Origin of the sequence: Hyphomicrobium sp. DMF-1 (assembly GCF_027886585.1) — a bacterium.
Lineage (GTDB): Bacteria > Pseudomonadota > Alphaproteobacteria > Rhizobiales > Hyphomicrobiaceae > Hyphomicrobium_C > Hyphomicrobium_C zavarzinii.
The window spans coordinates 235,604-259,022 of sequence record NZ_CP115706.1 but is presented as its reverse complement, the minus strand read 5'-3'; the positions used below and the strand labels follow the sequence as shown (position 1 = coordinate 259,022).

24 protein-coding genes are annotated in these 23,419 nt (G+C 64.1%); 10 read left to right on the top strand and 14 right to left on the bottom strand.

Annotated elements, in window-relative coordinates; translation table 11 throughout:
• Positions 1 to 199: 199 nt before the first annotated feature.
• Entirely contained in the window at positions 200 to 1,480 is a 1,281-nt protein-coding gene (locus PE058_RS01120; protein ID WP_156827341.1) for a hypothetical protein, read from the top strand.
• A gap of 57 nt (positions 1,481 to 1,537) precedes the next feature.
• Here the strand turns inward: PE058_RS01120 and PE058_RS01115 are convergent, their stop codons facing one another.
• Positions 1,538 to 1,831 carry a putative quinol monooxygenase gene (locus PE058_RS01115; protein WP_020085689.1) on the bottom strand — a complete coding sequence of 98 codons (294 nt, stop codon included), beginning with the start codon at positions 1,829 to 1,831 and terminating at the stop codon, positions 1,538 to 1,540.
• 192 nt (positions 1,832 to 2,023) lie between these two features.
• Here PE058_RS01115 and PE058_RS01110 point away from each other — a divergent pair, with 192 nt between their 5' ends.
• A complete protein-coding gene (locus tag PE058_RS01110) occupies positions 2,024 to 2,692 on the top strand; it encodes a TetR/AcrR family transcriptional regulator (RefSeq protein WP_271029633.1) in 669 nt (222 codons plus the stop codon).
• A gap of 36 nt (positions 2,693 to 2,728) precedes the next feature.
• Here the strand turns inward: PE058_RS01110 and PE058_RS01105 are convergent, their stop codons facing one another.
• The 3 genes from PE058_RS01105 to PE058_RS01095 form a co-directional block, all read right to left on the bottom strand.
• Positions 2,729 to 3,148, bottom strand: a complete 420-nt coding sequence (locus tag PE058_RS01105) for a nuclear transport factor 2 family protein (RefSeq protein ID WP_020085687.1) — start codon at positions 3,146 to 3,148, stop codon at positions 2,729 to 2,731.
• 217 nt (positions 3,149 to 3,365) lie between these two features.
• A complete protein-coding gene (gene typA, locus PE058_RS01100; protein ID WP_020085686.1) occupies positions 3,366 to 5,204 on the bottom strand; it encodes a translational GTPase TypA in 1,839 nt (612 codons plus the stop codon).
• Positions 5,205 to 5,445: 241 nt separating this feature from the next.
• Positions 5,446 to 6,237 (bottom strand): hypothetical protein, encoded by a 792-nt coding sequence (locus PE058_RS01095; RefSeq protein ID WP_020085685.1) that lies wholly within the window; start codon positions 6,235 to 6,237, stop codon positions 5,446 to 5,448.
• Positions 6,238 to 6,389: 152 nt separating this feature from the next.
• Between PE058_RS01095 and PE058_RS01090 the strand changes: the two genes are divergently transcribed.
• Positions 6,390 to 8,177 (top strand): SLC13 family permease, encoded by a 1,788-nt coding sequence (locus tag PE058_RS01090; RefSeq protein WP_271029632.1) that lies wholly within the window; start codon positions 6,390 to 6,392, stop codon positions 8,175 to 8,177.
• 73 nt (positions 8,178 to 8,250) lie between these two features.
• Here PE058_RS01090 and PE058_RS01085 read toward each other — a convergent pair whose 3' ends face one another.
• A complete protein-coding gene (locus tag PE058_RS01085; protein ID WP_020085683.1) occupies positions 8,251 to 8,445 on the bottom strand; it encodes a hypothetical protein in 195 nt (64 codons plus the stop codon).
• Positions 8,446 to 8,793: 348 nt separating this feature from the next.
• Here PE058_RS01085 and PE058_RS01080 point away from each other — a divergent pair, with 348 nt between their 5' ends.
• Positions 8,794 to 9,189, top strand: coding sequence for a (R)-mandelonitrile lyase (locus PE058_RS01080; protein ID WP_271029631.1), 396 nt, complete (start codon positions 8,794 to 8,796; stop codon positions 9,187 to 9,189).
• Between the two features lie 123 nt (positions 9,190 to 9,312).
• Here the strand turns inward: PE058_RS01080 and PE058_RS01075 are convergent, their stop codons facing one another.
• Positions 9,313 to 10,584 carry an argininosuccinate synthase gene (locus tag PE058_RS01075; RefSeq protein ID WP_271029630.1) on the bottom strand — a complete coding sequence of 424 codons (1,272 nt, stop codon included), beginning with the start codon at positions 10,582 to 10,584 and terminating at the stop codon, positions 9,313 to 9,315.
• A 214-nt stretch (positions 10,585 to 10,798) separates the two neighbouring features.
• On the opposite strand from PE058_RS01075, the gene PE058_RS01070 reads away from it, so the two are divergent.
• A complete protein-coding gene (locus tag PE058_RS01070; protein WP_271029629.1) occupies positions 10,799 to 11,557 on the top strand; it encodes a hypothetical protein in 759 nt (252 codons plus the stop codon).
• A gap of 105 nt (positions 11,558 to 11,662) precedes the next feature.
• Here the strand turns inward: PE058_RS01070 and PE058_RS01065 are convergent, their stop codons facing one another.
• The 4 genes from PE058_RS01065 to rlmN all read right to left on the bottom strand — a co-directional run bounded on the left by PE058_RS01065 (position 11,663) and on the right by rlmN (position 14,538).
• Positions 11,663 to 12,256, bottom strand: a complete 594-nt coding sequence (locus tag PE058_RS01065) for a hypothetical protein (RefSeq protein ID WP_271029628.1) — start codon at positions 12,254 to 12,256, stop codon at positions 11,663 to 11,665.
• Positions 12,257 to 12,376: 120 nt separating this feature from the next.
• Complete coding sequence (locus PE058_RS01060) at positions 12,377 to 12,808, bottom strand: hypothetical protein (RefSeq protein ID WP_271029627.1); 432 nt, start codon at positions 12,806 to 12,808, stop codon at positions 12,377 to 12,379.
• Positions 12,809 to 12,874: 66 nt separating this feature from the next.
• Entirely contained in the window at positions 12,875 to 13,297 is a 423-nt protein-coding gene (locus PE058_RS01055) for a hypothetical protein (RefSeq protein WP_271029626.1), read from the bottom strand.
• A gap of 5 nt (positions 13,298 to 13,302) precedes the next feature.
• Positions 13,303 to 14,538, bottom strand: a complete 1,236-nt coding sequence (rlmN, locus tag PE058_RS01050) for a 23S rRNA (adenine(2503)-C(2))-methyltransferase RlmN (protein ID WP_051113805.1) — start codon at positions 14,536 to 14,538, stop codon at positions 13,303 to 13,305.
• A gap of 336 nt (positions 14,539 to 14,874) precedes the next feature.
• On the opposite strand from rlmN, the gene hisS reads away from it, so the two are divergent.
• From hisS to PE058_RS01030, 4 genes are all read left to right on the top strand, one after another.
• The gene (hisS, locus tag PE058_RS01045; RefSeq protein WP_020085675.1) at positions 14,875 to 16,365 is read left to right on the top strand and encodes a histidine--tRNA ligase; all 1,491 of its coding nucleotides are present in this window, start codon (positions 14,875 to 14,877) and stop codon (positions 16,363 to 16,365) included.
• 214 nt (positions 16,366 to 16,579) lie between these two features.
• Positions 16,580 to 17,761, top strand: coding sequence for an ATP phosphoribosyltransferase regulatory subunit (locus PE058_RS01040; RefSeq protein ID WP_020085674.1), 1,182 nt, complete (start codon positions 16,580 to 16,582; stop codon positions 17,759 to 17,761).
• Positions 17,761 to 18,459, top strand: coding sequence for an ATP phosphoribosyltransferase (gene hisG, locus PE058_RS01035; RefSeq protein ID WP_020085673.1), 699 nt, complete (start codon positions 17,761 to 17,763; stop codon positions 18,457 to 18,459). The genes PE058_RS01040 and hisG overlap by 1 nt, the downstream gene beginning before the upstream one ends.
• Positions 18,460 to 18,678: 219 nt before the next feature.
• Positions 18,679 to 18,963 (top strand): hypothetical protein, encoded by a 285-nt coding sequence (locus PE058_RS01030; RefSeq protein WP_020085672.1) that lies wholly within the window; start codon positions 18,679 to 18,681, stop codon positions 18,961 to 18,963.
• Between the two features lie 142 nt (positions 18,964 to 19,105).
• Here the strand turns inward: PE058_RS01030 and PE058_RS01025 are convergent, their stop codons facing one another.
• The 4 genes from PE058_RS01025 to PE058_RS01010 all read right to left on the bottom strand — a co-directional run bounded on the left by PE058_RS01025 (position 19,106) and on the right by PE058_RS01010 (position 21,724).
• Complete coding sequence (locus tag PE058_RS01025; RefSeq protein ID WP_020085671.1) at positions 19,106 to 19,336, bottom strand: DUF1150 domain-containing protein; 231 nt, start codon at positions 19,334 to 19,336, stop codon at positions 19,106 to 19,108.
• A 232-nt stretch (positions 19,337 to 19,568) separates the two neighbouring features.
• Positions 19,569 to 20,000, bottom strand: coding sequence for an Hsp20 family protein (locus PE058_RS01020; RefSeq protein WP_026867983.1), 432 nt, complete (start codon positions 19,998 to 20,000; stop codon positions 19,569 to 19,571).
• Positions 20,001 to 20,168: 168 nt separating this feature from the next.
• Positions 20,169 to 20,972, bottom strand: a complete 804-nt coding sequence (locus tag PE058_RS01015) for a hypothetical protein (RefSeq protein WP_271029625.1) — start codon at positions 20,970 to 20,972, stop codon at positions 20,169 to 20,171.
• A 356-nt stretch (positions 20,973 to 21,328) separates the two neighbouring features.
• Positions 21,329 to 21,724, bottom strand: a complete 396-nt coding sequence (locus tag PE058_RS01010) for a VOC family protein (RefSeq protein ID WP_271029624.1) — start codon at positions 21,722 to 21,724, stop codon at positions 21,329 to 21,331.
• Between the two features lie 148 nt (positions 21,725 to 21,872).
• Between PE058_RS01010 and PE058_RS01005 the strand changes: the two genes are divergently transcribed.
• Positions 21,873 to 23,405, top strand: a complete 1,533-nt coding sequence (locus PE058_RS01005) for an acyl-CoA carboxylase subunit beta (RefSeq protein ID WP_020085667.1) — start codon at positions 21,873 to 21,875, stop codon at positions 23,403 to 23,405.
• The last annotated feature ends 14 nt before the right edge of the window (positions 23,406 to 23,419 follow it).

Genomic DNA, 23,419 nt, shown 5'->3' with positions numbered 1-23,419 from the left:
ATTGCAAGGCAAAATCCGCATTTGCGCCGGGATGACGCCCGAGAATTCGCCGAACGTCTCGCCATGCTCCGTTTCAGGATGAATTTCTGAAGTGCGCGGCCGCGCGAGAACGTTTGGCAGCGCTGGGCGGCGTGCTAGATCAGCGATGGGGAAGGACTGTTCAGGAAGTCGAAACACCTAAGGGCGGAGCGTAATGCCGATGTCGAAGTCCAGAAGATTGATCCCAAGCGCCTCGCTCGTTTCGGCGATGGCCTTGGCGCTGACAGCCTTGCCTGCGTGGGCGGCCAAGGATTTCACGTTCAGCGAGAAAGCCAACGAGCGTCTGGCCAAGAAACTCAACATACCGATCTATTTCACACTTCCCTCGAGCACCCGCGCGCCCTTGCCGAACGCCTTCAACACCACCGACATCCTCGTCGACTTCAAGCACCCGGATGCCATCAAGACGGGGAGCGACGCCGGTTTCCGTCTCATTGTGACGCCCCGCTCCGGCATGGCCGCGCGCCTCGCCAAGAGCGGCCTCGTCCAGACGGGCGACCTCCTGCTCACTTTCCGGCCCGAATGGGGCGGGGCTGGCGCCTATCCGAACGTGCAAATGGGGATCAGCCACACCGGCCTCGCCTACATCAAGGATGGCAAGGTCCGCAATTTGGACAACCCCTTGAACGAGGAGTACCTCGGGAAGGGAATGACGGCGGACCTGACGAGCGAGCACTACAGGACCTTGAGCTACCTCCACGTCGTGCGCCCGCGCGGTCTCACCGATACGCAGCGCGCTAATATCACAGCCTGGGCCACGCGCTTCAACAGCAACGCCAAGCGTGTCTATCCGAGCCAGATCAAATTCAACGACGACTACAACGCGCCGAAGTACAAGCCCGGTAAGCCCCTCGAGTTCGTAAAACATGTCGGGCAGATCGCGCTCGGGCAGAACCCGGCAGGCACGATCGATCTCTACTGTTCGGAGTTTGCCTGGTCGCTCCTGGCCTTGAAGGATTGCGATCCGGCCAAGACCGCAGACGACTTCAAGGGTAGCCGTGTCCCCTCCTGCGTGAAGCCGCCGATGAAGCCACTCGACGCGGCGGGCAACACGGTGACGAGTGCGGGCCGCACCTCGGTCGTGGGGCTTGCAGACGGGCCGCTCACAGTGATCGACGGTCTCAAGATCCCGGCAGCGGATCGTAAGGCGCTGCTGGAGTCGGTTTTCGTCGAGAACCCGAAGGCACTCTCGAAGATGTCGGAGGGGCACCGCAAGGTGGCTGAGACGATGCAGCCGAAATTCGAGAAGCTGAAAGACTACTATCTCGGCGTCAGTGGCGGCACGGTGGTTCAACGGCTGCGCGCCAAGCTGATCAGAAGCGCTTTCAATCGCGCTGTGCCCGAAAATTACTCACCGACCTCGTATCTGCTGAACTCGATGCTGCCCACGGACAACGTGAACCGCACCATGGACTACGTGGCAACGATCGTGATCGAGTAGGAGCTGCTTGCGGGCGGCCGTGCCAACTGCCGCCCGCAAATCGGATCGAAGCTCGAGTTACGCGGCGTTCGCCGTCCAGACCTGCACCTCGGCCGGCTTTGCGAGGTGGCCGAGAAACTTCTGCAGCACGCCCGTGGACTCGCGCCAGGCCATGTAGGCCTGCTGGTCCTCGGCCGAATCCCACTCCTGGATCAGCAGAAACTCGCCGGGGTTCGAGCCGGTGTAAGTGTTGTTGAAGCGGCAGCCGCGCGCCTTGCGCGTGTCGGGAAGAATCTCCGTGAGGAAGGATTCGAACGCCTTGGGGTCGGAAGGCGTGAGGCGCAGCGTGACGACGATCGGAGTGTTCGACATGAGAGGTCTCCTTGGCAATGCGGCGGTCATCGGCTTGACGTAATGACCATATGGTCACTAAAATGCATGCGAGACTGCCGTTGACCAATTGGTCAACAAGTCGCACCTATTCCCCTCCGGGTGTATCCGGGCGTGGACACGCTGGTCCGGTGCGACGCACGAAACAACGATCCCCTGAGGCGAGCGAGCGCCATGTCCGAAGCAAAAGTCGAGACTGCGAAGCCGAAGCGAAAGCGTCTCGATCCCGGCCAGCGCGAGGAGGAGATCGTCGAAGGCGCGAGCCTTTATTTTTCCGAGGTCGGGTTCGGCGGCAGCATGAGGGATCTCGCGGCCCGCCTCGGCATCTCGCACGCCCTCTTGTTCCGCTATTTCCCGACGAAGGAAGCCTTGGTCGATCGCGTCTACGACCGCATCTTCCTCAGCCGCTGGGACCCGGCTTGGGATGCGCTGCTCGACGAGCACTGTTTGCCGCTCGCAGAGCGTCTCGTGCGCTTCTACAGGGATTATCTCAATGCCATCGATCGCCCGGAGTGGGTTCGCACGTTCGTCTACGCCGGTCTCGCCGGCGTGAACATCAACCAGCGCTATCTGAACCTCATCAAGCGCAAGGTCATCACGCCGGTTGCAGTCGAGCTGTTGAGGCTCGCAGGACGGCGGGATGAGAAGGCAGTCTGCGACGAGGCGATGGAGCTGTCGTGGGGATTGCACGGCGAGATCTTCTACCTCGCCATTCGCCGCTGGGTTTACGGCATCAAGGTCTGCCCGGACCTCGATGAGTTCGTCGGGCTGACGGTGACGAAGTTTCTCGAAGGTGCCCCTGCGGCTTTGCGCGAGAAAGGCGGGCGGATGCGTGCTCCGTGAGGCGGGAAGCGCGCGGGGGTGGTTCGCGGCGGCGTTCTACTTGTGGCCTTCGGCGGTTTCCTCGCTCGTCACCATTCGCCAGAACGCCGCCATCTTGGCGGCGTCATGGTATTCTTCGAGCCTGATGATCTTGCGGCCGCGGAACGTGATGATCTGGCGATACGAGCCCGAGAGCACGTGGCCGGTGCGGCGATGGCGGATGTAGGCTTCCACCTTCGCGCGGCCGATGCCCTCCTCGAACTGGAAGTGCTCGGTCGCCGTCGCGCTCTCGGCGACCGATAGGATCGACCGCAGGAACGTCCGAAGCCCCTGCTTGCCTTCGATGACGTAAGGCACACCGTCCAGAGATCCCGCATTGCACCAATAGGTAAGGTCGTCCGCATAGAGCGCCAGCAGAGCCTCGACGTCGCCCCGGCTCCAGGCGTTGTGCGTGCTGTCCAAAATCTCGCGCGCCATGTACGCGTCCAATTTCTTCAACGTGAAATCCCCATCTGTCGGTGTCCGAACACGTCTGGGAGCAGCCCTCTTGAAGCTGCAATAAATAAAATCACACTTTCAAGTACGAGCGCTAACGCGCTCGGTTCACATACTGTACGCTGCCCTTACCACCATTAGAAGTATCAAACAGCATTCGCCACTACCTTATGGCGAGAGCATGCTGTCGTCATTGAGTCTACGCAACAGCCTCGCGTTCGGATTCCCGCTTCCGCTCCTGCTTCTTGCGCTCGTTGGGATCGAGCCAGCGCTTGCGAAGACGAATGGTTTTCGGCGTGACTTCCACGAGCTCCTCGTCGGTGATGTAGCTCATGGCCCGCTCCAGCGTGAGCTTGATCGGCGGCGTGAGCAGCACCGCGTCGTCCTTACCGGAGGCGCGGACGTTGGTGAGCTTCTTGCCCTTTACAACGTTCACTTCGAGGTCGTTGTCGCGCGTGTGCTCGCCCACGATCATGCCGACGTAGACGCGCGTCTGTGCGCCGATGAAGAACGGACCGCGGTCCTGCAGGTTGAAGATCGCATAGGCGGCGGCTTCGCCATCCGAGTTCGAGATCAGAACACCCGTGTGCCGGCCGGCGATCTCGCCGCGGAACGGCTCGTAGGCGTGGAACAGCTTGTTCATCACGGCCGTGCCGCGCGTATCCGACAGGAGTTCCGCCTGATAGCCGAGCAGGCTGCGCGTCGGCACGTAGAACACCATGCGCGTGCGTCCGCCGCCCGAGGGGCGCATTTCGCGCAGCTCGCCTTTGCGCTCGGAGAGCTTCTGCACGATGATCCCCGTATGCCCGTCGTCGACGTCGATGATGACTTCCTCGATCGGCTCGAGCTTCTGGCCGGTGGCTTCGTCGATCTTGAACACCACCTTCGGCCGCGAAACCGTGAGCTCGAAGCCCTCGCGGCGCATGTTCTCGAGCAGAATGGCGAGCTGCAATTCGCCGCGTCCGGCGACGTCGAAAGAGTCGCCGCCTTCGAGCGAAGGCGTCACGCGGATCGCGATGTTGCGCTCGGCTTCCTTGAACAGCCGGTCGCGGATCACGCGGCTCTGCACCTTGTCGCCTTCCTGTCCGGCGAACGGCCCGTCGTTGATGCGGAACGTCATGGAGAGCGTCGGCGGATCGACCGGCTGCGCGGCGATCGGCTCCTCGACGGACGGATCGCACAGCGTATCTGCCACGGTCGCTTCGCTCATGCCGGCAACCGCCACGATCTCGCCCGCGTGCGCTTCTTCCACCGAGACGCGCTCTAGGCCGCGGAATGCCAGAACCTTGGTGACGCGGAACGTCTCGAGAAGCTTGCCGTTGCGGTCCAGCGCCTTGAGCGGCTGGTTCGGCTTCAGCGTGCCGGAGGAGATGCGCCCCGTGAGAATACGGCCGAGGAAATTGTCGGCCTCGAGCGTGGTGGCGAGGATGCGCGTCGGGCCGGGCTCGACCGTCGGCGGCGGAACGTGGCGCACGATCAGATCGAACATGGGCGCGAGATTTTCGCGCGGGCCTGCGGGATCGAGCGCCATCCAGCCGTTGCGGCCGGAGCCGTAGAGCACCGGAAAGTCGAGCTGCTCGTCGGTGGCGTCGAGATTGGCGAACAGATCGAAGATCTCGTTCAGCACGTCGAGATGCCGCTCGTCCGGGCGGTCGATCTTGTTGATGGCGACAATCGGCCGGATGCCGCGCTTCAGCGCCTTCGAGACGACGAACTTGGTCTGCGGCAGCGGACCTTCGGAGGCGTCCACCAGCACCACGACGCCGTCCACCATGTTGAGGATGCGTTCCACCTCGCCGCCGAAGTCGGCGTGGCCGGGCGTATCAATGATGTTGATGCGGGTGTCCTTCCACACCACGCTCGTGCACTTCGCGAGAATGGTGATCCCGCGCTCGCGCTCGAGATCGTTTGAGTCCATGGCGCGCTCGGCGATCTTCTGGTTCTCGCGGAACGAGCCGGACTGTTTCAGCAGCTCGTCGACGAGGGTCGTCTTGCCGTGGTCGACGTGCGCGATGATCGCGATGTTGCGGATGTCCATGTGCGTCCTGAGATGTGGGCGCAACTTTAAGTGGAGAAATATGTGCGCCGCAATAAATCTGGCGCGGACGTAGCATACCCGGCGTCTGACCGCCAGTGACAGCAAGGGCCCCGCGTCAATCGGAAAGGTGTTAGCGCGTGTTTTGGGCCAAAGTCCTCAAAACTAGCCAAAGTTGACGGGTTTTCAGGCAGGGAATCCGCCTCCCCGAGGAAAAATGAGGCATCGGCGCCCGGGGCTGCCATCAGACCCTCTGCGATTTACCGTCTCCGTTGGGCGCCGGGCTCGCCTGCTCAGCCTCGTAAAGTTGCGCCAGGAAAGCATCCACCTCGGGCTTCACCGTCGGCAGCGCATCCTGCCGCTTGCGCTGCCGCTCCTGCCGGACGCGGGCGGATCGGGCCGCCCCCGGCTGCTTGAGGCGCCGTCCGGCCGAGATGAGCAGCGGATGCGCCGGCTCGTCGAGGTCCAGCTCCTCGAGCATGGTTTCACGGAGCGCATAGAACGATTGCATGATGGCGTCGCGCGCCAGCCGCCGGTCCTCGGGCGGAATGTCCGGCCGCTTTCGGGGATCGATCGATTGGAGTGCGCGGCGCATGTCGTGCAGCGGCGCATAGGGGTAGAGGCCGATCAGCGACGACGTCTCGCCCGCGTTCGCATAGACGATCCGCATGTTGTCGATGGTCTCGGAAATGCGGCAGAACGCGGCCAGGTAGTCGTCGGTCGAGACGTAGGGCTTCTCGCAATAGGTGTAGAGCGTGGACTTCGTCCGCACGATTCCCCGCCACTCCTCCTCCAGGCTTTCCACGAACTTCGAGCGCTTCTGGAACACGTTGGCGAGATAGGCGGCCACCACCGTCACGAACACGAGCGCCATGTCCTTGAGATACTCGTAGAGGTCGGTCGCCGCCGCCTCGACCGGTGTGCCCGCAACGAAGGGAATGCGGTCGGCAAACTTCGAGAGAAGCGAGATCACGAGCACCAGGGTCAGCCAGAAGTAGGCCCGGCGCAGCGTGCGGTTGAGCGAGGAGCGGGTCATGTGGCTTGGAGCTTCTGCTTGACTTGGGAGTTATGAGAAGAACGCTCAACCGTGACGGGGAGACGGCGGCAATTCAAGGGCAATCGGGGCCGCCCCTGTCCCTCTGTCACGGCCGGTTGCGAAAACGACGCGCTCGAAGGGGGCTTCGCTCAATGTTCGGACTGACTGCCGACCAGATGGCTGCCATCGCCATCGTTGTCACCATGCTCGGCTTTTTCATCTGGGATCGCTGGCGTTACGACGTGGTCGCCTTGGGGGCCCTGCTCGCAGCCATCGCGGCCGGCATCGTCCCTCAGGACAAGGCCTTCGTCGGCTTCTCCGATCAGGTGATCGTCGTCATCGCCGCTGTGCTGGTGGTCAGCAAGGCCATAGCCCGCTCCGGCGTCCTCGATCGTCTCGCCCGGCGCCTGCTCAAGAACGTGGACACCCCCTCGGCTCAGATCGGCATTCTCGCCGCCGCCGTCGCACTCCTGTCGGCCTTCGTGAAGAACGTCGGCACGCTCGGCATCTTCATGCCTATTGCCATCCAGGTCGCCCGCCGGTCCAAGCAATCGCCCTCGATCTATCTGATGCCCCTCGCCTTCGCCTCCCTCATCGGCGGAACCATCACCCAGATCGGCACCTCTCCGAACCTGCTCATTTCGACGGTCCGCCAGGATGTCGTCGGAGAGCCGTTCCGCCTCTTCGACTACGCCTGGGTCGGCCTCCCGCTCACGGTGCTCGCAGTCGTGTTCCTGGCGTTCGGGTGGCGGCTCCTTCCGAAGGATCGCAAGGGCGCCCCCACGGCAGAGGAACGCTTCTCCATCGAGGACTACACCACCGAGCTCGTTATTGGAGAGAAGTCGCCGCTCGCGGGCAAAACGGTGGGCGATCTCGAAAAGGCGGCCGAGGGCGATGTCGTCGTTGCTGCCGTCATCCGCGAAGGCGGGCACAATTACATCCCGAGCCCGCACTGGCCGCTCTATGTGGGAGACATCGTAACCGTTCAGGCGGAGCCGTCCGCCCTCAAGCATCTGGTGGACGAAGCGAAGCTCGATCTCGCGCACGCCCGCGAGCTCGCGAAGACGGAGGGTGAGCAGGACGAACTGGCGACCATCGAGGCGGTGGTCGGCGCGGACTCGCCGCTGATCGGCCGCACGCCGCGCAACTTCGCGCTGCGCCAGCGTTACGACGTCAACGCGCTCGCCGTAAGCCGCGCCGGCAGGCGCCGCTCCGCGCGGCTCCAGACGCACGAGTTCCAGGTGGGCGACGTGGTCGTGCTCCAGGGCTGGGAAAAGAACCTGCAATCGACCATCGGTGATCTAGGTCTGTTGCCCCTCGCCGATCGCGCCATCGGCCTTGGAACGACATCGCAGGGATTGGTCTCGCTGGCTGTGCTCGCCGTCGCGATGATCCTGATCTCGTTCAAGGCGGTCACGGTGGCGGTAGGTTTCTTCGCCGCGGCCGTCGCCGTCATCCTCTTGAAGCAGATCTCTCTCAAGGATGCCTACGAAGCCATCGAGGGGCCTGTTCTCGTTCTCCTCGCGTCCCTGATCCCGATCGCGCAAAGCTTGCAGGCGACCGGCGTCACGGACTTGATCGGCCACAACATGGCAGTTCTAGGCGCCGCCGTTCCGGGATACGCAGCACTCGCCATGATGCTCGCGTCGGCAATGATCCTCACGCCGTTCCTCAATAACGCTGCGGCCGTTCTCATGCTCGGCCCCGTGGCGGGCGTGGTCGCCAAGTCGCTCGGCTACAATGCCGACCCGTTCCTTATGGCTGTCGCGTTGGGGTGCGCGTGCGATTTCCTCACGCCGATCGGGCACCAGAACAATCTCTTGGTGATGGGGCCGGGTGGATACCGTTTCGGCGATTTCTGGCGGCTCGGCCTTCCGCTCTCGCTGATCGTGCTGTTCATCGGCACGCCGCTCATCATGCTGGCTTGGCCGCTCAACTAGCAAAGGTGCGTCCAAAAAAATCGTGCCGGGAGCAGAGGCTCCCGGCACGACTAAATTCTCGGTGATGATCCGGTTACGGGCAGAACCAAACCGGGCCGACTGCGATGCAGCCGCGAGTCTGCCAGTACGCGGGACGCTTGCTGTGGCGGTGCCAGCCCTTCGGCGCATGAGAGTAGCGGCCGCCCGGACGGAACTGATGCTTCGGGCCATAGTACTTCTTGGGCCCGTAGTACTTCTTCGGCGGGTGGCCGGGCTTGTGAGCGATCATGTCGACGCTCGGAGTTTGCGCGGTGGCTGTCCCGGCTGCCGGCGACGATGGCAATGCGCTTGCGGGCGAGAGGCTCATAACGCCAAGTAAGGCGGCGGAAAGTGCGAACGCGGCAATTTTCACAGTGAAGTCTCCTTTAGGTATCCGGCGTAGTAACGAGCGACTGAGAACCAGGGTTCCACGCCCTGTTAGTCTGACAACGTGCGTGACGCGCAAATCCGTCGCGTATTGAGAGAGATCTGGCTATTTTTATCGTCTGTCGACGGATTGAGCGCGCATGCGCACGGTTCGAGGCGCACGAGACATGCGCTAGACTGAGGATCGGAAAACGAGCGAAGGATTGCGTCGATGGACATCAAGCGAGGTGGCAGCGAGCCTTCACGCAAAGGACCAGCGGAATACTTCACGGGTGCCGTCCGCATCGATCCGTTGTTCCAGGCGCCGGAGCCCGCACGCGCTGCCGGAGCGAGCGTCACGTTCGAGCCCGGTGCCCGCACCGCCTGGCACACGCATCCGCTCGGCCAGACGCTGATCGTCACGGCGGGCTGTGGCTGGGCGCAGCGGGAAGGCGGAGCTGTGGAGGAGATCCGGCCCGGCGATATTGTCTGGTTTCCGCCTGGCGAGAAGCACTGGCACGGCGCCACATCGACGACGGCGCTCACTCACATCGCCATTCAGGAAGCGAAGGACGGCGTGACCGTCGACTGGCTGGAGCAGGTCAGCGAGGCGCAGTATCGGCGCTGAGCGGACGCTCCAAAAGAGCGACACGCCGGAGTGCGACACTGGCGTTCGCTGCCGCCAAAAAGCAAAACGCCGGCCGCGCGAGACGGCCGGCGTTCGAGTTTCCATGCAACGGACGCGCGTGTCTTACTTGCCCCGGTTCCGCATCTCGAGCGTGCGGAGACGAAGCGCGTTGAGCTTGATGAAGCCCTGCGCGTCCTTCTGGTCGTAGGCGCCCTTGTCGTCCTCGAAGGTGACGAGCGTCGGCGAGTAGAGCGACTTCGGGCTCTCGCGGCCGACGACGATGACGTTGCCCTTGTAGAGCTCGAGCGTCACCTCGCCCTCGACATGCTCTTGGCTCTTGTCGATCAGCGCCTGCAGCATCTCGCGCTCGGGCGAAAACCAGAAGCCGAAGTAGACGAGCTCCGCATAGCGCGGCATCAACTCGTCCTTGAGATGCATCGCGCCGCGATCGAGCGTCAGGCTCTCGATGGCGCGGTGCGCCTGCAGCAGGATCGTGCCGCCCGGCGTCTCGTAGACGCCGCGGCTCTTCATGCCTACGAAGCGGTTCTCCACGAGATCGATGCGGCCGATGCCATTGTCACGGCCGAGGTCGTTGAGCGCCTTGAGCAGCGTCGCGGGCGAAAGTCGCTTGCCGTTGAGCGAGACGGCATCGCCCTTCTCGAAGCCGATCTTGATCGTGGTGACCTTGTCGGGCGCGTCCATGGGCGAGATGGTGCGCTGGTACACGATCTCCGGGGCTTTCTTGGCCGGATCTTCCAGTACCTTGCCCTCGGAGGACGAGTGCAGCAGGTTCGCGTCGACCGAGAACGGGCTCTCGCCTTCCTTGTCCTTCGCCACCGGAATCTGATTCTTGCGGGCGAACTCGATCAGATCTTCGCGGCCCTTGAAGGTCCACTCGCGCCAGGGGGCGATGATCTTGATGCCGGGCTCGAGCGCGTAATAGGTGAGCTCGAAGCGCACCTGGTCGTTGCCCTTGCCGGTCGCGCCGTGGCAGACGGCATCGGCGCCGGTTTTGCGTGCGATCTCGATCTGCTTCTTGCCGATCAGCGGACGCGCGATGGACGTGCCGAGCAGATAGATGCCCTCGTAGAGCGCGTTGGCGCGGAACATCGGGAACACGTAATCGCGAACGAACTCCTCGCGCAGGTCCTCGATGAAGATGTTTTCCTTTTTGATGCCGAGCATCTCAGCCTTCTTGCGGGCCGGCTCCAGCTCTTCGCCCTGACCGAGGTCGGCGGTGAACGTCACCACCTCGCAGCCGTAGGTCTCCTGCAGCCACTTGAGAATGATCGAGGTGTCGAGGCCACCCGAGTACGCGAGCACCACTTTCTTGATGTTCGGCTTTCCGTCTTTCGCGCTCATCGTCCCGACCTCTTCCTTCTCGATTCTCCGCATGCCCCGGCTCGTGGGCGCGATTGCCTTACAATCCCCGCCCCGGGCCTACAAGGCGCACTCCGTCTCATCTTCCCACAGTTAATCTGCGAGCCGCGACGATGCTTTATGCTACGGAGGGGAAAATCTCCATCATCCCGCCGTGTTTTTTTGCGTCAAACGCCCTAAGCTGGCGGAAGAGAGCCAAAAGGGGCATCAGCCGTTCGGGGGAACGATTGTGAAACTGAAAACGGCCGCGCAGATCGTGGCGGGTATCGCGCTGACCGGGGTGGTCGGCGCCTATTCCGCATCCGCTGAAGAGGTCCTTCCCTGGGCCAATCAACCGATAGCGCCGGTGGCCGAAGCCGCGCCGGCCAATCCCGATCCCGCAGCCACCGAGGCCGCTGCCGCCCAATGTGCGGGTCTTTTCGAGGCCTCCTGCCGGGATCTCAAGACGTGTGCCTGGATAGCCGACATCGCGCTCAAGGACGGAACCACGGTTCCGGCCCGCTGCGTCGCGCGTCCGCCGGCTCCGCCCAAAAGCGCCAATAAGGCCGCAACCAAGCCTAAGAAGACGGCGGCTCCTGCGCCGGCCACAGCCCCCGCGGCTCCGGCCGTGAAGGCGGCGGTGACCCGGATCGAGGACGAGGAGGCCCCGGCCAAGCCCCCGGCGGCCAAGGTAGAAACGAAGAAGACGGCCGTGATCGAGACCGAGCCGGCTGAAGCTCCGCCCGTCGTGGAAAAGAAGGCCGCCGGGAAGAAGGCGGAGCCCGCGAAGGTCGAGACGGAGGCTGCGGCTGCTCCCGCCGAGGAGCCTGCGAAGGAGCCGGAAAAGAAGGCGGAAACCGCCAAGGCGCCGATCGTCGTGAAGCCGCCGGCCTCCACCAGCAGCAGCGAGCATCCGCCGATGCCGTCGTTTGGCTCGATCTCGCCGGTCATGCCGGGCGGCAGCAATGCCGTCGTGGTGACCGTCCCGATGCCCGCGAAGTCGGAATAGATCCCCGGCGGATCAATCGCCGCAAACGCGACGATCGCTTTGGGCTCCATGTCCCGAAGCGTGAAGTACGTGTTGAATTAGAATGTTAGTCGCCAGTCTTGGCGGTCACGCCCAGGGAAGCTTCATCGACGAGGCGAACGGGGCGAGCAGCATCGCGCTGAGCACCGCCTTGGGCGAGATGACCTGCGCCACCGCAAATCCGCTCTCGGAGCGATAGCTGGAAAACGCGCGATCGATGGAGGTGGAGGCGGCCTCCGCCGCGTCGATGGCCGCCATGTTGGCTTCGGCGGCAGGCAGCGCGACCGAGCGGGGCACGCCAGCCGTCATCATGGCATAAGCCATGGGCCAGCAAGCCGGATTGCCCTCGAGCGGGAACAGGCCCCACCAGGCCCGCATGGGCGCGAACATGGGCGACGAGGCCCAGGCATCGGAAATACGGAAGAAATCGAGCGGAACCGGCACGGCAGCCGCTTCCGGCGTGTACGCCGACCGGTACGGGCGCGGACCGGTGATCAGGTACGGCTTCGACGGTGTGAAGGCGTCGCTCCGCGACGTGCCCTTCGTGGCCTGGCTCCAGAAATCGAGCGTCTGGTCGGCGAGAACGGCGTAAGCGGCAGAGGCCGCGCGCGCATAGCCAAAGGCCGCCGTCGTGTAGCTCTTGGCGAAGCGTGCGGTGAGTTCGGTGTCGACGTGATGCATCACACTCTCCCCTTCCTGTTTCGCCTCTGATTATTGTGCGGCGCACAAAATACGCCTCGGGTGGCCCCCTGGCAACTGATAATGCGGGATTTAACCTAAAGGATGATGACCCGAAGCAGCCTAGGCCGAGGCCGGACGGGCGCGCGGCACCGCCACCAGCCAGTAGACGAGGCCCGCGGCAAAGCCGGAGGCGACGTAGGCGGCGAGCGCGTAGCGGTTGAGAATGGTCGCGCTTCCCGCCTCGCCCGCATACTGGGCAAAGAACCCGGCAAGCGCGATCAGGATCCCGGCGGCTATGAAGAAAAGGCCGGAGCGGATCGGATGCCAGGCAGCGATGGCGGCGGCAAGGAACGCAAATGGGGCTGAGAAAACAGCGGATTGGGTGGCGGCGAGGAGCGTCAGCAACCCGAGGCCTTCGAGTTGATCTGAGATCGCGCTGAAGTTGCCTTTGAGGAGATCGTCGTATCCGGCGACGAACAGCACCTGCACGGCGCCCGCGACCAGCACGGCCGCGATGAAACCCAGGATGATCCTGACAACCGTGACGAACATCAGGCCACTCCGGTCTCGCCCCGCCCCACTCACGGGGACCCAAAATAAGGGAGTTGCATCAAGCGCTCAAGCGTTGCGCCCGGCCAGGAGCCAGTAGATCAGCCCGCCCGCGAACCCGGCCGTGGCGAACACCTGCCAGAGTGCAGGCAGCGAGTACGTCATGGCCGAGGTATCGATGCGGGCCAGAAGCGGAATGATGGCGAGCGCCAGCCCCCCGCCCACCATGTAGTAGAGCCAGGAGCGGATGCGCGCGACTTCGCCCACGAGCACCACCAGCAGCGCGGGAATGAGGGTTGCGCCCGAGGCGATGATGGTGCCCTGCCAGACCACGTCGTAGGCGGCCGAGATCGTATCCGTCTCGTCGAGGTTGTGAACCGCGTGTGTGATGGTTTCGAGCCCGAGCGTCACCAGCACGAACATCGCCCCGCAGGCGGCGAGCAGGAACGCGATCGGAATCCAGATCATCCGCCCGAGGGTCTTGAGCACCATGCCGCTCAGGCTCCCGTTCCGGCGGAGGGCTCCGGCGTCGTCTCGGCGGCTTGCCGATCTCGCGCCCTGAGCTTCACGCTTTCGCTCTTGAGCTGGCCGCAGGCAGCGAGGATGTCGCGCCCGCGCGGGGTGCGCACGGGGCTCGCATAGCCCGCCTTGTTCACGATGTCCGCGAAGCGCTCGATGGTCTCCCAGTCCGAGCACTCGTAGCGCGAGCCCGGCCAGGGATTGAACGGGATGAGATTGATCTTGGCGGGAATGCCCGCCAGCAGCTTCACCAGGGCCTTGGCATCGGCCGGGCTGTCGTTCACGTCCTTCAGCATCACGTATTCGAAGGTGATGCGCTTGGCGTTGGAGGCGCCGGGATAGCTGCGGCAGGCGTCCAGAAGCTCCTTGATCGGATACTTCTTGTTGATCGGCACCAACTCGTCGCGAAGCTCGTCGCGCGTCGCATGCAGCGAGATCGCGAGCATGGTTCCGGAAAGCTCGCCCCAGCGGGCGATTTCGGGCACGACGCCGGAGGTCGAAAGCGTGATGCGCCGCTTGGAGAGCGAGATGCCTTCTCCGTCGGAGGCGATGTCCATCGCCTCCCGCACGTTGTCGAAATTGTAGAGCGGCTCGCCCATGCCCATCAGCACGACATTGGTGATCTTGCGTTCGCCAGCCGGCAGAAGGCCGGTGTCGTCCGGGCGTGCGGCACCCGGCCAGTCGCCGATGCGGTCGCGTGCCAGCAGGATCTGGCCGACGATCTCGGCCGCTTCGAGATTGCGCACGAGCCGCTGCGTGCCGGTGTGGCAGAAGCTGCAGGTCAGCGTGCAGCCCACCTGCGACGAGATACAGAGCGTGCCCCGGTCGCTCTCCGGGATGTAGACGGTCTCGATCTCGGGCGCGCGGGCCTCGTGTCCGCGCCTGGGCAGCCGGAGCAGCCACTTGCGCGTGCCGTCCACGGAGACCTGCTCGGCCACGATCTCGGGACGGTCCAGCGTGTAGCGGGCCTCGAGCTCCCCACGCAGATCCTTCGAGACGTCCGTCATCTGGTCAAACGACGTCGCGCCGGTGATGTAAAGCCAGCGCCAGAGCTGGATCACGCGCATGCGGAGCTGCTTCTCGGGCACCCCGGCAGCCGCCAGCGCCTCCCGCAGCCGCTCGCGGCTCATGCCGGCAAGCGTCGGCTTGAAGGGAGCCGTGGCGCTCGCCTCTGCTCCGCTCTGACGCGGTGTCTGATCCAAAACCAGTGTCATCGCCTTCGCTTCAAATAACTCCAACGCCGCTGTTTTCTTCGTCATCCCGGCGTAGGCCGGGATCCAGAGCACGTCTGGAGGAGAACGCCGGTTGCCTCCACGAGACGAAGCTGGAGGCTGGCCTCCGCCAGCATGACGTCCGGGCGAAGAAGGTCTGCTTAAGCAAGCACGTTGAGACAGGACCCTATGTAGCGGCTTCGCGCCCGCTTCGGAAGCCCGCTTGCCTGCGGCCCTCTGGTAACCTTTTCCCCGCCCGCCCTGTCCGCTATAAGGCGCCACGCGCTGAAATCGGCATTTTCCTGCGCATCAGCAACTCTCGAAGCAAAGAACCGACGCATGGCCAAGAACGACAAAGACGCTCCCAGACGGCCGACGGCGCGCCTTCCCAAAGGCATGCGCGACATCGGCCCGGCGGAGCTGCGCCAGACGCAGGCCATGCTGGAGACTATCCGCACCGTCTACGAGCGCTACGGCTTCGAGCCGCTCGAGACCCCGGCGTTCGAGTACACGGACGCGCTGGGCAAGTTCCTGCCCGACAGCGACCGTCCGAATGAGGGCGTCTTTTCTTTTCAAGACGAAGACGAGCAGTGGCTTTCTCTGCGCTATGACTTGACCGCGCCGCTGGCCCGCTACGTCGCTGAGAACTTCCAGGATATGCCGAAGCCGTTCCGCCGCTATGCCACCGGCTCCGTGTTCCGAAACGAGAAGCCGGGCCCCGGCCGCTTCCGCCAGTTCACGCAGTTCGACGCCGACACGGTTGGGGCCGAGAGCGTCGCGGCCGACGCCGAGATGTGCATGCTCGCCGCCGACACGCTCGAAGCGCTCGGCATCCCGCGCGGCCAGTACGTGGTGAAAGTCAACAACCGCAAGGTGCTGGATGGCCTGCGCGAGGTCGTAGGCCTGACGGACGAAGCGAGCAACGCCCGTTGGCTGACCGTCATGCGTGCGCTCGACAAATTCGACCGCCTCGGCATCGACGGCGTGAAGGCTCTGCTCGGCCCTGGCCGCAAGGATGAGAGCGGCGACTTCACGAAGGGCGCCGAGCTCGACACGGCCGCCATCGTCACAGTCACCTCGATCTTCGAGGCCCACAGCAACGTCGAGGACAAGCTCGCCCAGTTAGGCCAGCGTTTTGGCAATAGCGAGATCGGGAAACAGGGCCTCGGCGAGCTGCAGACGATCTGGTCGCTCGTCTCCGCGGCCGGCTATGGCGACGGACGCATTGCCATCGATCCCTCCGTCGTCCGCGGCCTCGAATACTACACCGGCCCCGTCTTCGAGGCGGAGCTTCTGATCCCGGCAAAGGACGAGAAGGGCAATCCCGTCCGCTTCGGCTCGGTGGGTGGCGGCGGCCGTTACGACGATCTCGTCGCCCGCTTCACCGGCCAGAAGGTTCCGGCCACCGGCTTCTCCATTGGCGTCTCGCGCCTCCAGGCTGCTCTGAACCTGATCGGCCGCGCGCCCCCACCAGCGCTGGGACCGGTCGTGGTCACGGTCATGGATAAGGACCAGATCCCGGCCTACCAGAAGATGGTGCAGACGCTCCGCGAGGCGAACATCCGCGCCGAGCTCTATCTCGGCAATCCGAAGAAGTTCGGCCGCCAGCTCGAATACGCCGACAAGCGCGGCGCCCCGGTCGCCGTCATCCAGGGCTCGACCGAGCGTGAGGCCGGGCAGGTCATCCTGAAAGACCTGATCGAGGGCGCCAAAGCAGCCGCCGCCATCAAGGACAACAAGGAATGGAAGGAGGCCCGTCCTGCCCAGGTTTCCGTGCCCGAAGCCAACTTGGTCGAGGCGGTCCGGGAAATCTTGGCCAGACACGGCTAGCTGCAGGCGCGTGGGGTATTGACGGATCACAGTGCGCCTCTACCTCCGGACCCCCTAACCCTCTCTCGCGAACAAGATTGCCCCTGTCAGCAAAATGCAGGACGCCCTATGTCAGGGTGCAAGGGGATGATCATCTTTACCATGTAGCTCTCCTCTGACGCCCGCCTTTCCCCTTCCGGGGACAAACCAAAAACGACGAACCCGACGAGATCCGATGCCCGCTGAGACGGCGAAACATTTCGAGGCGCTGGAGGCCAGCTCGCAGACCCTGCTCTCCGTGTTCACGCGGGCAGGCTTCGAAGCTGTCTCACCCGCCATCATCCAGCCCGCCGGCGTCTTTCTCGATGTGGTGGGCGAGACGCTGCGGGCGCGCACCTACGTTTTCACCGATCCGGACGGTGACGAGCTGTGCATGCGTCCAGACCTGACGGTGCCGACCTGCCGTCTCCACATCGAGCGCCATCCAGAGGGCAACGTCGCCGCCAAATACAGCTACAACGGTCCGGCCTTCCGCTTTCAGCCGCAGGGCAGCGGCCACGCTCACACGCGCGAGTTCCGTCAGACCGGCATCGAGGCATTCGGCGAAGCCAATCGCGAGCGCGCGGAGGCTGAGATCGTCGCGACCATCGTGGCCGGCCTCGATGCGGCGGGCCTCACCAACTACACACTTCGCTTCGGCGACCTCGGCCTGCTCCGCGCCATTCTGAAGGCGGCGGACATGCCGTCGCGCTGGCGCCAGCGCCTCATGCACCTGTTCTGGCATCCGGAAGCCTTCAAGGCCGAGCTGAGGCGCCTGACGCTGGAGCCCGGCGCCGCCTCCGCGCAGATTCCAAAAGCGCTGCGCGACGTGCTCGATCCCGATAATCCCGCGGCCGCCGAAGCCGCCGTCGCAAGCTATCTCGAAGCCAACGGCATCGAGCCCGTCGGGCTGCGCTCGACGGCCGAGATCGCGGAGAACCTGCTCGGCCGCGTGGCTGATGCGCGATCCGATCCGCTCTCGGAGAAAACCGCGCAGCTCATCGCAAGCTATGTGGCGATCGTCGCGCCCGCCCGCTCCTCCGCGCGCCGCATTCGCGAATTGGCGACGCTGATGGGCGTCAACATCGAAGCGGCCGTCGGCGCCTACGAGTGGCGGCTCGAGCTGATGTCGCGCGCAGGCGTCGATCTCGATCGGGCCGAGTTCTCGGCGGAGTTCGGCCGAGCCCTCGAATACTACACCGGCTTCGTGTTTGAGGTCGTGAACCCAAGCCTCGGCCGCAAAAGCCCGGTCGCTGGCGGTGGCCGTTACGATCATCTCGTCAAAGCCGTCGGCGCCGCCGAAGATGTGCCAGCAGTCGGCGCCGCCATTCACACCTATCGCCTCCTTGCTGCCCTCAACAACGGAGGCGCGTCCTGATGTCCGACAAGCTGATCTTGGGCGTGCCCTCCAAAGGGCGCCTCATGGAGCAGACCGCGGAAGCCTTCGCGGCCGCCGGCCTCACGTTGCGCAAGACCGGAAACGAGCGCGGCTATCGCGGCGAGGTGGTGGGCTTTCCCGATATCGAGGTGGCCTTCATCTCGGCATCAGAGATCGCCTGGTATCTGAAGACCGGCCGTGTGCATCTCGGCGTCACCGGCGAGGATCTCGTGAGCGAGCAGATGTCGGATGCCGCTTCCCGCGTCACGTTCCTGAAGAAGCTCGGCTTCGGCCGCGCCGATGTCGTGGTGGCCGTGCCGGATTGCTGGATCGACGTCCGCACCATGGCCGACCTCGCTGAGATCGCGTTGCCTTTCCGGCGCGCGCACGGCCGCTGGTATCGCGTCGCGACCAAGTACTTGAACATCACGCGGCGCTTCTTCGCCGCCAAGGGGCTCTCCGACTATCGCATCGTAGAGAGCCTCGGCGCGACGGAAGGCACGCCCGCGGCGGGCACCGCCGAGTTGATCGTCGACATCACCACCACCGGCACCACCCTGGCCGCCAACGGCTTGCGCGTTCTGGACGACGGCGTTGTGCTGCGGTCTGAGGCCAATCTGATCGCCTCGAACGCTGCCGAGTGGTCGCCCGCGACGCAGGCCGCGATGAACGAGATCGCCGCCCGCATGACGGCTTGAGGCCCCGCGCCTCCCCACTTCCCCCGTCTCCGCTCAGAAAAAAGCTACGGCGTGTGCGGATGTTATGAGCCGCGCCACCGGCTGCCACGTTTCCGACGCGCCAAACGAGTTGAATTTTCCTGCCGCCTCGGTTCACATTCAGGCCGGGTTCATGAGGGGTGTTCTAGGGATAGGAACGATCCTGCACGAGGATCGGCAGAGAAGGGGATTGGTAGGACTATGCTCACACCGCGTCTCTCAGCAGCAGCTTGCCTCACGGCGCTCGTGGGCGTGGCGGGGCTCGCGTCCGGCGCAAGCGCGCAGGCCAATTGCGACACCTATGGCAAGCTCGCGATTCAGCAGCAGCAGGAAAACGTAGCGTTGAAATGCGGCTTTACCGGTCCCGAGTGGAGCCCGGATCTGAAGGCGCATGTCGCGTGGTGCGGCGGCGTCGGCCCCGACCAGTGGAAGGTGCAGCTTCAGAAGAGGAAGCAGCAGCTCGACGCCTGCAAGGCCAAGGGCTAGTCCGCCCCAACTCCACGAGAGAAGCTCGAACGACAAAGGGCGAGCCTTGCTCCGCAAGGCCCGCCCAAGTTGTTATTGGAGTTGCGTGATCCAAAACGATGAAAAGGCGTCAGGCCGGGTGGCCTGACGCTCGCAGGGTCGTTCAGTGCAAACTGGCGATCTCGAGCTCGCCATCCATGGCGTGGCTGAGAGCCGCTTGCCGTGTATCGGTCAGCGCGATCGGCGTGCCGTCGGCGGCATGCAAGGCAAAGAGGTTGATGCCGCGAGGCAGATCTTCGATCGCGGGAAACATACGGAGCGCTTCGTCGGAGGACAGGGTTTTGATGTAAGCCACCTGTCCGCCACCGAGCCTGGCCAGCTCGATCTCGCTCATTACCGGGGCTACAGCAGGCCGCGAAGCGCGACGCCGCTTAGAGGTATTCTCCTTCATGACGCAACTCCTCCTCTCTCGAGGCATTCCAACGTCATGGTAACGAGGCAGGCGGTCAAAATCCTTCGCCACCGAGACCATGATCTTACGATTCTAGAAGCTTGGCTGTAGCGGACGGGCACCTAGCTGAGGCGAATCAAACGTCCCGGCTTTGGCTTCGCGTCGAAACGCCGCATCAATCCTTTCCGGCACCGATCTCGATCTTTCTTACGAGCCGGTGGGGCTCGTGTCGGACGAGGTCGATAGCCAAGAGCCCGTTCGAGAGCTCCGCGGACTGCACTTCGATGCCGTCGGCCAGGACAAAGGTCCGGGTAAACTGCCGCGTTGCGATTCCGCGATAGAGATACTCGCGGGATTTGTCATCCTGTTGGCGTCCGCGCACGGTGAGCTGATTGTCCTCGACGACAATCTCGAGCTGATCGCGTGTGAACCCGGCGAGCGCGATTGTGATGCGGAGCTTTTCCCTCGCTCCGTCAGCAGCGCCTACACGTTCGATGTTGTAAGGGGGGTAACCCTCATTTCCACCCTTGCCGGTACGATCGATGAGACGTTCGATCTCCTCGAACCCCAGCAATAGCGGGTTGGACAGCACAGATAACCTGCTCATGGACACGAAAGCCCTTTCGATAAGCGACCTTCTTCTTCCTTAAACGCGGCGGCATCCTGTTGGATCTCCGCCCTCCGGCCCCTTTCAGGCTCCGGATCTCTGATATGCAACAGATATGGGATGGAAGCGTCGCTATTCAAGCGGGGAGCTGACCCGCGTCTGCAACCCTCAGGCGCTGGATTTGAGGGCCGCGCCGGCGTCGATCCGGGCGGGCTCGAGCACCGCGCGGAGCAGCGTGGCTTTGCGCTCGAGATGGCGGGTGACGCTGTCGAGCAAGTCCGGATTTTTCTGCGGCCGGGCGATGGCGGCGATCAGCACGCCTTTGAGCTCGTCCAGCGTGTCGCGAAGCGCGCTGTGGGTGCGCGCCATGGCCTCGTCCCGTAGCAGCGAGGGATCGCGCCCTGGAAGGGCAATCCGGCGTGAAGGGCGCGTCCACCGCACGGGCTTGCCCTCTTTCAGGAACCGCCCATAGGCCGCCATCACGTAGCGTCCCAGCTCTGTCAGGGCCACCGTGGCGCGTGCAGGGCGGAGAACGCCGGGCGGCCCCTCTCCCTTTGGCATGGCCACGGGCGCCACGAGACCGGCTTTTCCGAGCGACAAGGCAGCCCGCCGCCGGGCCGCGCTAAGCGAGCGCGACATCCCGGGCTCCGTCACGACGAACACGCCGCCAGCCGAAGCAGCGAGCAGAACCTCCCGCTCCCGTTGTCCGAGGCGGAGGTGGCGCAGCGCATCCCGGCCGCTTTCGAACGCAACCCGGCAATGGCCGCAGGGGGCCAGCGACTGGACCCACGTTTGCGCCTCGTCTCCGGAGGGCGCGAGCGATCCGAACAGAGCCGCAAGCGCCGGGCAGGATACGCCGCTGCGTGGGCAGGCGAGGGATGAGAGGACCCCGCCAGGAGCCTTGGCCGGCACCGGCACAGGATGATGTGCCGCCCCTGCAACGTTTGATGCCTTCGGCACGAGATGGTGCACGGCTTCCCTCTGACATCCCTGGTGGGCACGAGACGATTCAGGCCCCTGGCACCAGACGAGTCAGCATGAGCTGCATCGGCAAGCGAAAGGCATGAAACGATATGATGAGTCAAAGAGTTACTGGCATTTGCTGATGCGGAGCTTGCGCTTTGCGCCTGCCGAAACGCCGCGTGAGCCGCGCACGCGGCGCTTCCAAACCCGGCCTCCGCCGCGGCGATCATGGGAGAGACTGCCCGGTCGCCCGAAAACGGCGGATCCCGGGTGATGGTGAAGCCGTGCTTCGCGGATCCGGCCGCGGGCGAGACACGCCCCTTGAGAAAGGCACGCGGCAAAGGTTCACTCCCGCTGCCCGCTGCCTACTTGAACCGGCCGCCCTTCTCGAGCACCTCGATCTTGTAGCCGTCCGGATCCTCGATGAAGAAGAACCGGCCGAACGGCTTCCCCTCATGGGTCATCTGTTTGATATCTTTGGGGGAATACCCAAGGCCGGCGATCCGGGTATGCTCCGCCTCGAGATTGTCGACCACGAACGCCAGATGCCCATAGCCGTTGCCGAGATCGTAGGGCTCCGTGCGGCCCTTGTTGACCGTGAGCTCCACCTCGAAGTCGGCTTCCGGGTTGCTAAGGTAAATGAGCGTGAAGTCGGCGAAGTCCACCCGCTGGGCGACCGAGAGCCCGAAAGCCTGGGAGTAGAAGGCGACGCTCCGGGCTTCCTCGAGCACACGCACCATCATATGGATTGCTTTCGCCACGGAAGGTCTCCTTGCTCGTTGCTGCAACTCTCCGGCTCCCGAACGAGCCGCGAGGTCGCATACGTCCATTGGCTGGCCGCCGGGGGCTGTGCTATCCCACGCCCAACCACATCCTGTCACCGGACATTTACATACGGGGAACGTCTCAATGAAGGAAGTCATCGAGGAGCTTGAGCGCCGGCGCGATAACGCCCGTCTGGGTGGCGGAATCGCCCGCATCGACGCCCAGCACAAGCGCGGCAAGCTGACCGCCCGCGAGCGCATCGAGCTCTTGATGGACGAGAACTCCTTCGAGGAGTTCGACACCTTCGTCGAGCATCGCTGCACCGAGTTCGGCATGGAGAAGACCAAGGTTCCGGGCGACGGCGTCGTTACCGGATGGGGCACAATCAACGGCCGCGTGGTCTACGTCTTCGCCAAGGACTTCACGGTGATGGGCGGCTCGCTCTCCGAGACGCACGCCCGCAAGATCACCAAGATCCAGGACATGGCGCTCAAGAACCGCGCGCCCATCATCGGCGTGTTTGATGCCGGCGGCGCGCGCATTCAGGAAGGCGTCGACGCGCTCGGCGGCTACGGCGAAGTGTTCCAGCGCAACGTGCTCGCTTCGGGCGTGATCCCGCAGATCTCCGTCATCATGGGCCCCTGCGCGGGCGGCGACGTCTACTCGCCCGCGATGACGGACTTCATCTTCATGGTGAAGGACACGAGCTACATGTTCGTGACGGGTCCTGACGTCGTGAAGACCGTGACCAACGAGACCGTGACGGCCGAGGAGCTCGGCGGCGCCAAGGTCCACACCACCAAGTCGTCCATCGCCGATCGTGCTTATGAGAACGACGTCGAGGCGCTCTTGCAGATGCGCCGGCTGTTCGACTTCCTGCCGTCCAACAACCAGTCCGGCGTGCCCGCGCTGCCGACCTCCGACAGCCCCGACCGGCCGGACTATTCGCTCGATACGCTGATCCCCGACAACCCGAACAAGCCTTACGACATGAAGGAGCTGATCCTGAAGGTCGTGGACGAAGCGGACTTCTTCGAGATCCAGGAAGCCTACGCCAAGAACATCGTAACCGGCTTCGCGCGCATGGAAGGCCGCACGATCGGCATCGTCGCGAACCAGCCGATGGTGCTCGCAGGCGTGCTCGACAGCGATGCCTCGCGCAAGGCTGCCCGCTTCGTGCGCTTCTGCGATTGCTTCGAGATTCCGATCGTGACCTTCGTCGACGTGCCGGGCTTCCTCCCGGGCACCGCGCAGGAGTACGGCGGGCTCATCAAGCATGGCGCCAAGCTGCTGTTCGCCTACGCTGAGGCCACCGTGCCGAAGGTGACGCTCATTACCCGCAAGGCCTACGGCGGCGCTTACGACGTGATGAGCTCGAAGCACATCCGCGGCGACGTGAACTACGCCTGGCCCTCAGCCGAGATCGCGGTCATGGGCGCGAAGGGCGCAGCCGAGATCCTCTATCGCGCCGACCTCGGCGACCCGGTCAAGATCCAGGCCCGCATCGACGAGTACCAGAAGCGCTTCGCCAATCCGTTCGTGGCCGCCGAGCGCGGCTACATCGACGAGGTGATCCTGCCGCACGGCACCCGCCGGCGTATCTGCCGCGCGCTCAATATGCTGCGCAACAAGACCCTCGAGAACCCCTGGAAGAAGCACGACAACATCCCGCTCTAAGCGGGGCACGGGCA

Bases quoted from the DNA above. Each gene is read 5' to 3' on its own strand.
- PE058_RS01025 (WP_020085671.1), bottom strand. From the start codon at position 19,336: ATGAGCGAGATCGAGCTGGCCAGGCTCGGTGGCGGACAGGTGGCTTAC.
- rlmN (WP_051113805.1), bottom strand. From the start codon at position 14,538: ATGACACTGGTTTTGGATCAGACACCGCGTCAGAGCGGAGCAGAGGCG.
- PE058_RS01105 (WP_020085687.1), bottom strand. From the start codon at position 3,148: ATGGCGCGCGAGATTTTGGACAGCACGCACAACGCCTGGAGCCGGGGC.
- hisS (WP_020085675.1), top strand. From the start codon at position 14,875: ATGGCCAAGAACGACAAAGACGCTCCCAGACGGCCGACGGCGCGCCTT.
- PE058_RS01085 (WP_020085683.1), bottom strand. From the start codon at position 8,445: ATGATCGCTCACAAGCCCGGCCACCCGCCGAAGAAGTACTACGGGCCC.
- PE058_RS01060 (WP_271029627.1), bottom strand. From the start codon at position 12,808: ATGTTCGTCACGGTTGTCAGGATCATCCTGGGTTTCATCGCGGCCGTG.
- PE058_RS01095 (WP_020085685.1), bottom strand. From the start codon at position 6,237: ATGACCCGCTCCTCGCTCAACCGCACGCTGCGCCGGGCCTACTTCTGG.
- PE058_RS01030 (WP_020085672.1), top strand. From the start codon at position 18,679: ATGCTCACACCGCGTCTCTCAGCAGCAGCTTGCCTCACGGCGCTCGTG.
- hisG (WP_020085673.1), top strand. From the start codon at position 17,761: ATGTCCGACAAGCTGATCTTGGGCGTGCCCTCCAAAGGGCGCCTCATG.
- PE058_RS01115 (WP_020085689.1), bottom strand. From the start codon at position 1,831: ATGTCGAACACTCCGATCGTCGTCACGCTGCGCCTCACGCCTTCCGAC.
- PE058_RS01075 (WP_271029630.1), bottom strand. From the start codon at position 10,584: ATGCGGAGAATCGAGAAGGAAGAGGTCGGGACGATGAGCGCGAAAGAC.
- PE058_RS01065 (WP_271029628.1), bottom strand. From the start codon at position 12,256: ATGCATCACGTCGACACCGAACTCACCGCACGCTTCGCCAAGAGCTAC.
- PE058_RS01005 (WP_020085667.1), top strand. From the start codon at position 21,873: ATGAAGGAAGTCATCGAGGAGCTTGAGCGCCGGCGCGATAACGCCCGT.
- PE058_RS01110 (WP_271029633.1), top strand. From the start codon at position 2,024: ATGTCCGAAGCAAAAGTCGAGACTGCGAAGCCGAAGCGAAAGCGTCTC.
- PE058_RS01020 (WP_026867983.1), bottom strand. From the start codon at position 20,000: ATGAGCAGGTTATCTGTGCTGTCCAACCCGCTATTGCTGGGGTTCGAG.
- PE058_RS01120 (WP_156827341.1), top strand. From the start codon at position 200: ATGTCGAAGTCCAGAAGATTGATCCCAAGCGCCTCGCTCGTTTCGGCG.
- PE058_RS01090 (WP_271029632.1), top strand. From the start codon at position 6,390: ATGTTCGGACTGACTGCCGACCAGATGGCTGCCATCGCCATCGTTGTC.
- PE058_RS01040 (WP_020085674.1), top strand. From the start codon at position 16,580: ATGCCCGCTGAGACGGCGAAACATTTCGAGGCGCTGGAGGCCAGCTCG.
- PE058_RS01080 (WP_271029631.1), top strand. From the start codon at position 8,794: ATGGACATCAAGCGAGGTGGCAGCGAGCCTTCACGCAAAGGACCAGCG.
- typA (WP_020085686.1), bottom strand. From the start codon at position 5,204: ATGGACATCCGCAACATCGCGATCATCGCGCACGTCGACCACGGCAAG.
- PE058_RS01055 (WP_271029626.1), bottom strand. From the start codon at position 13,297: ATGGTGCTCAAGACCCTCGGGCGGATGATCTGGATTCCGATCGCGTTC.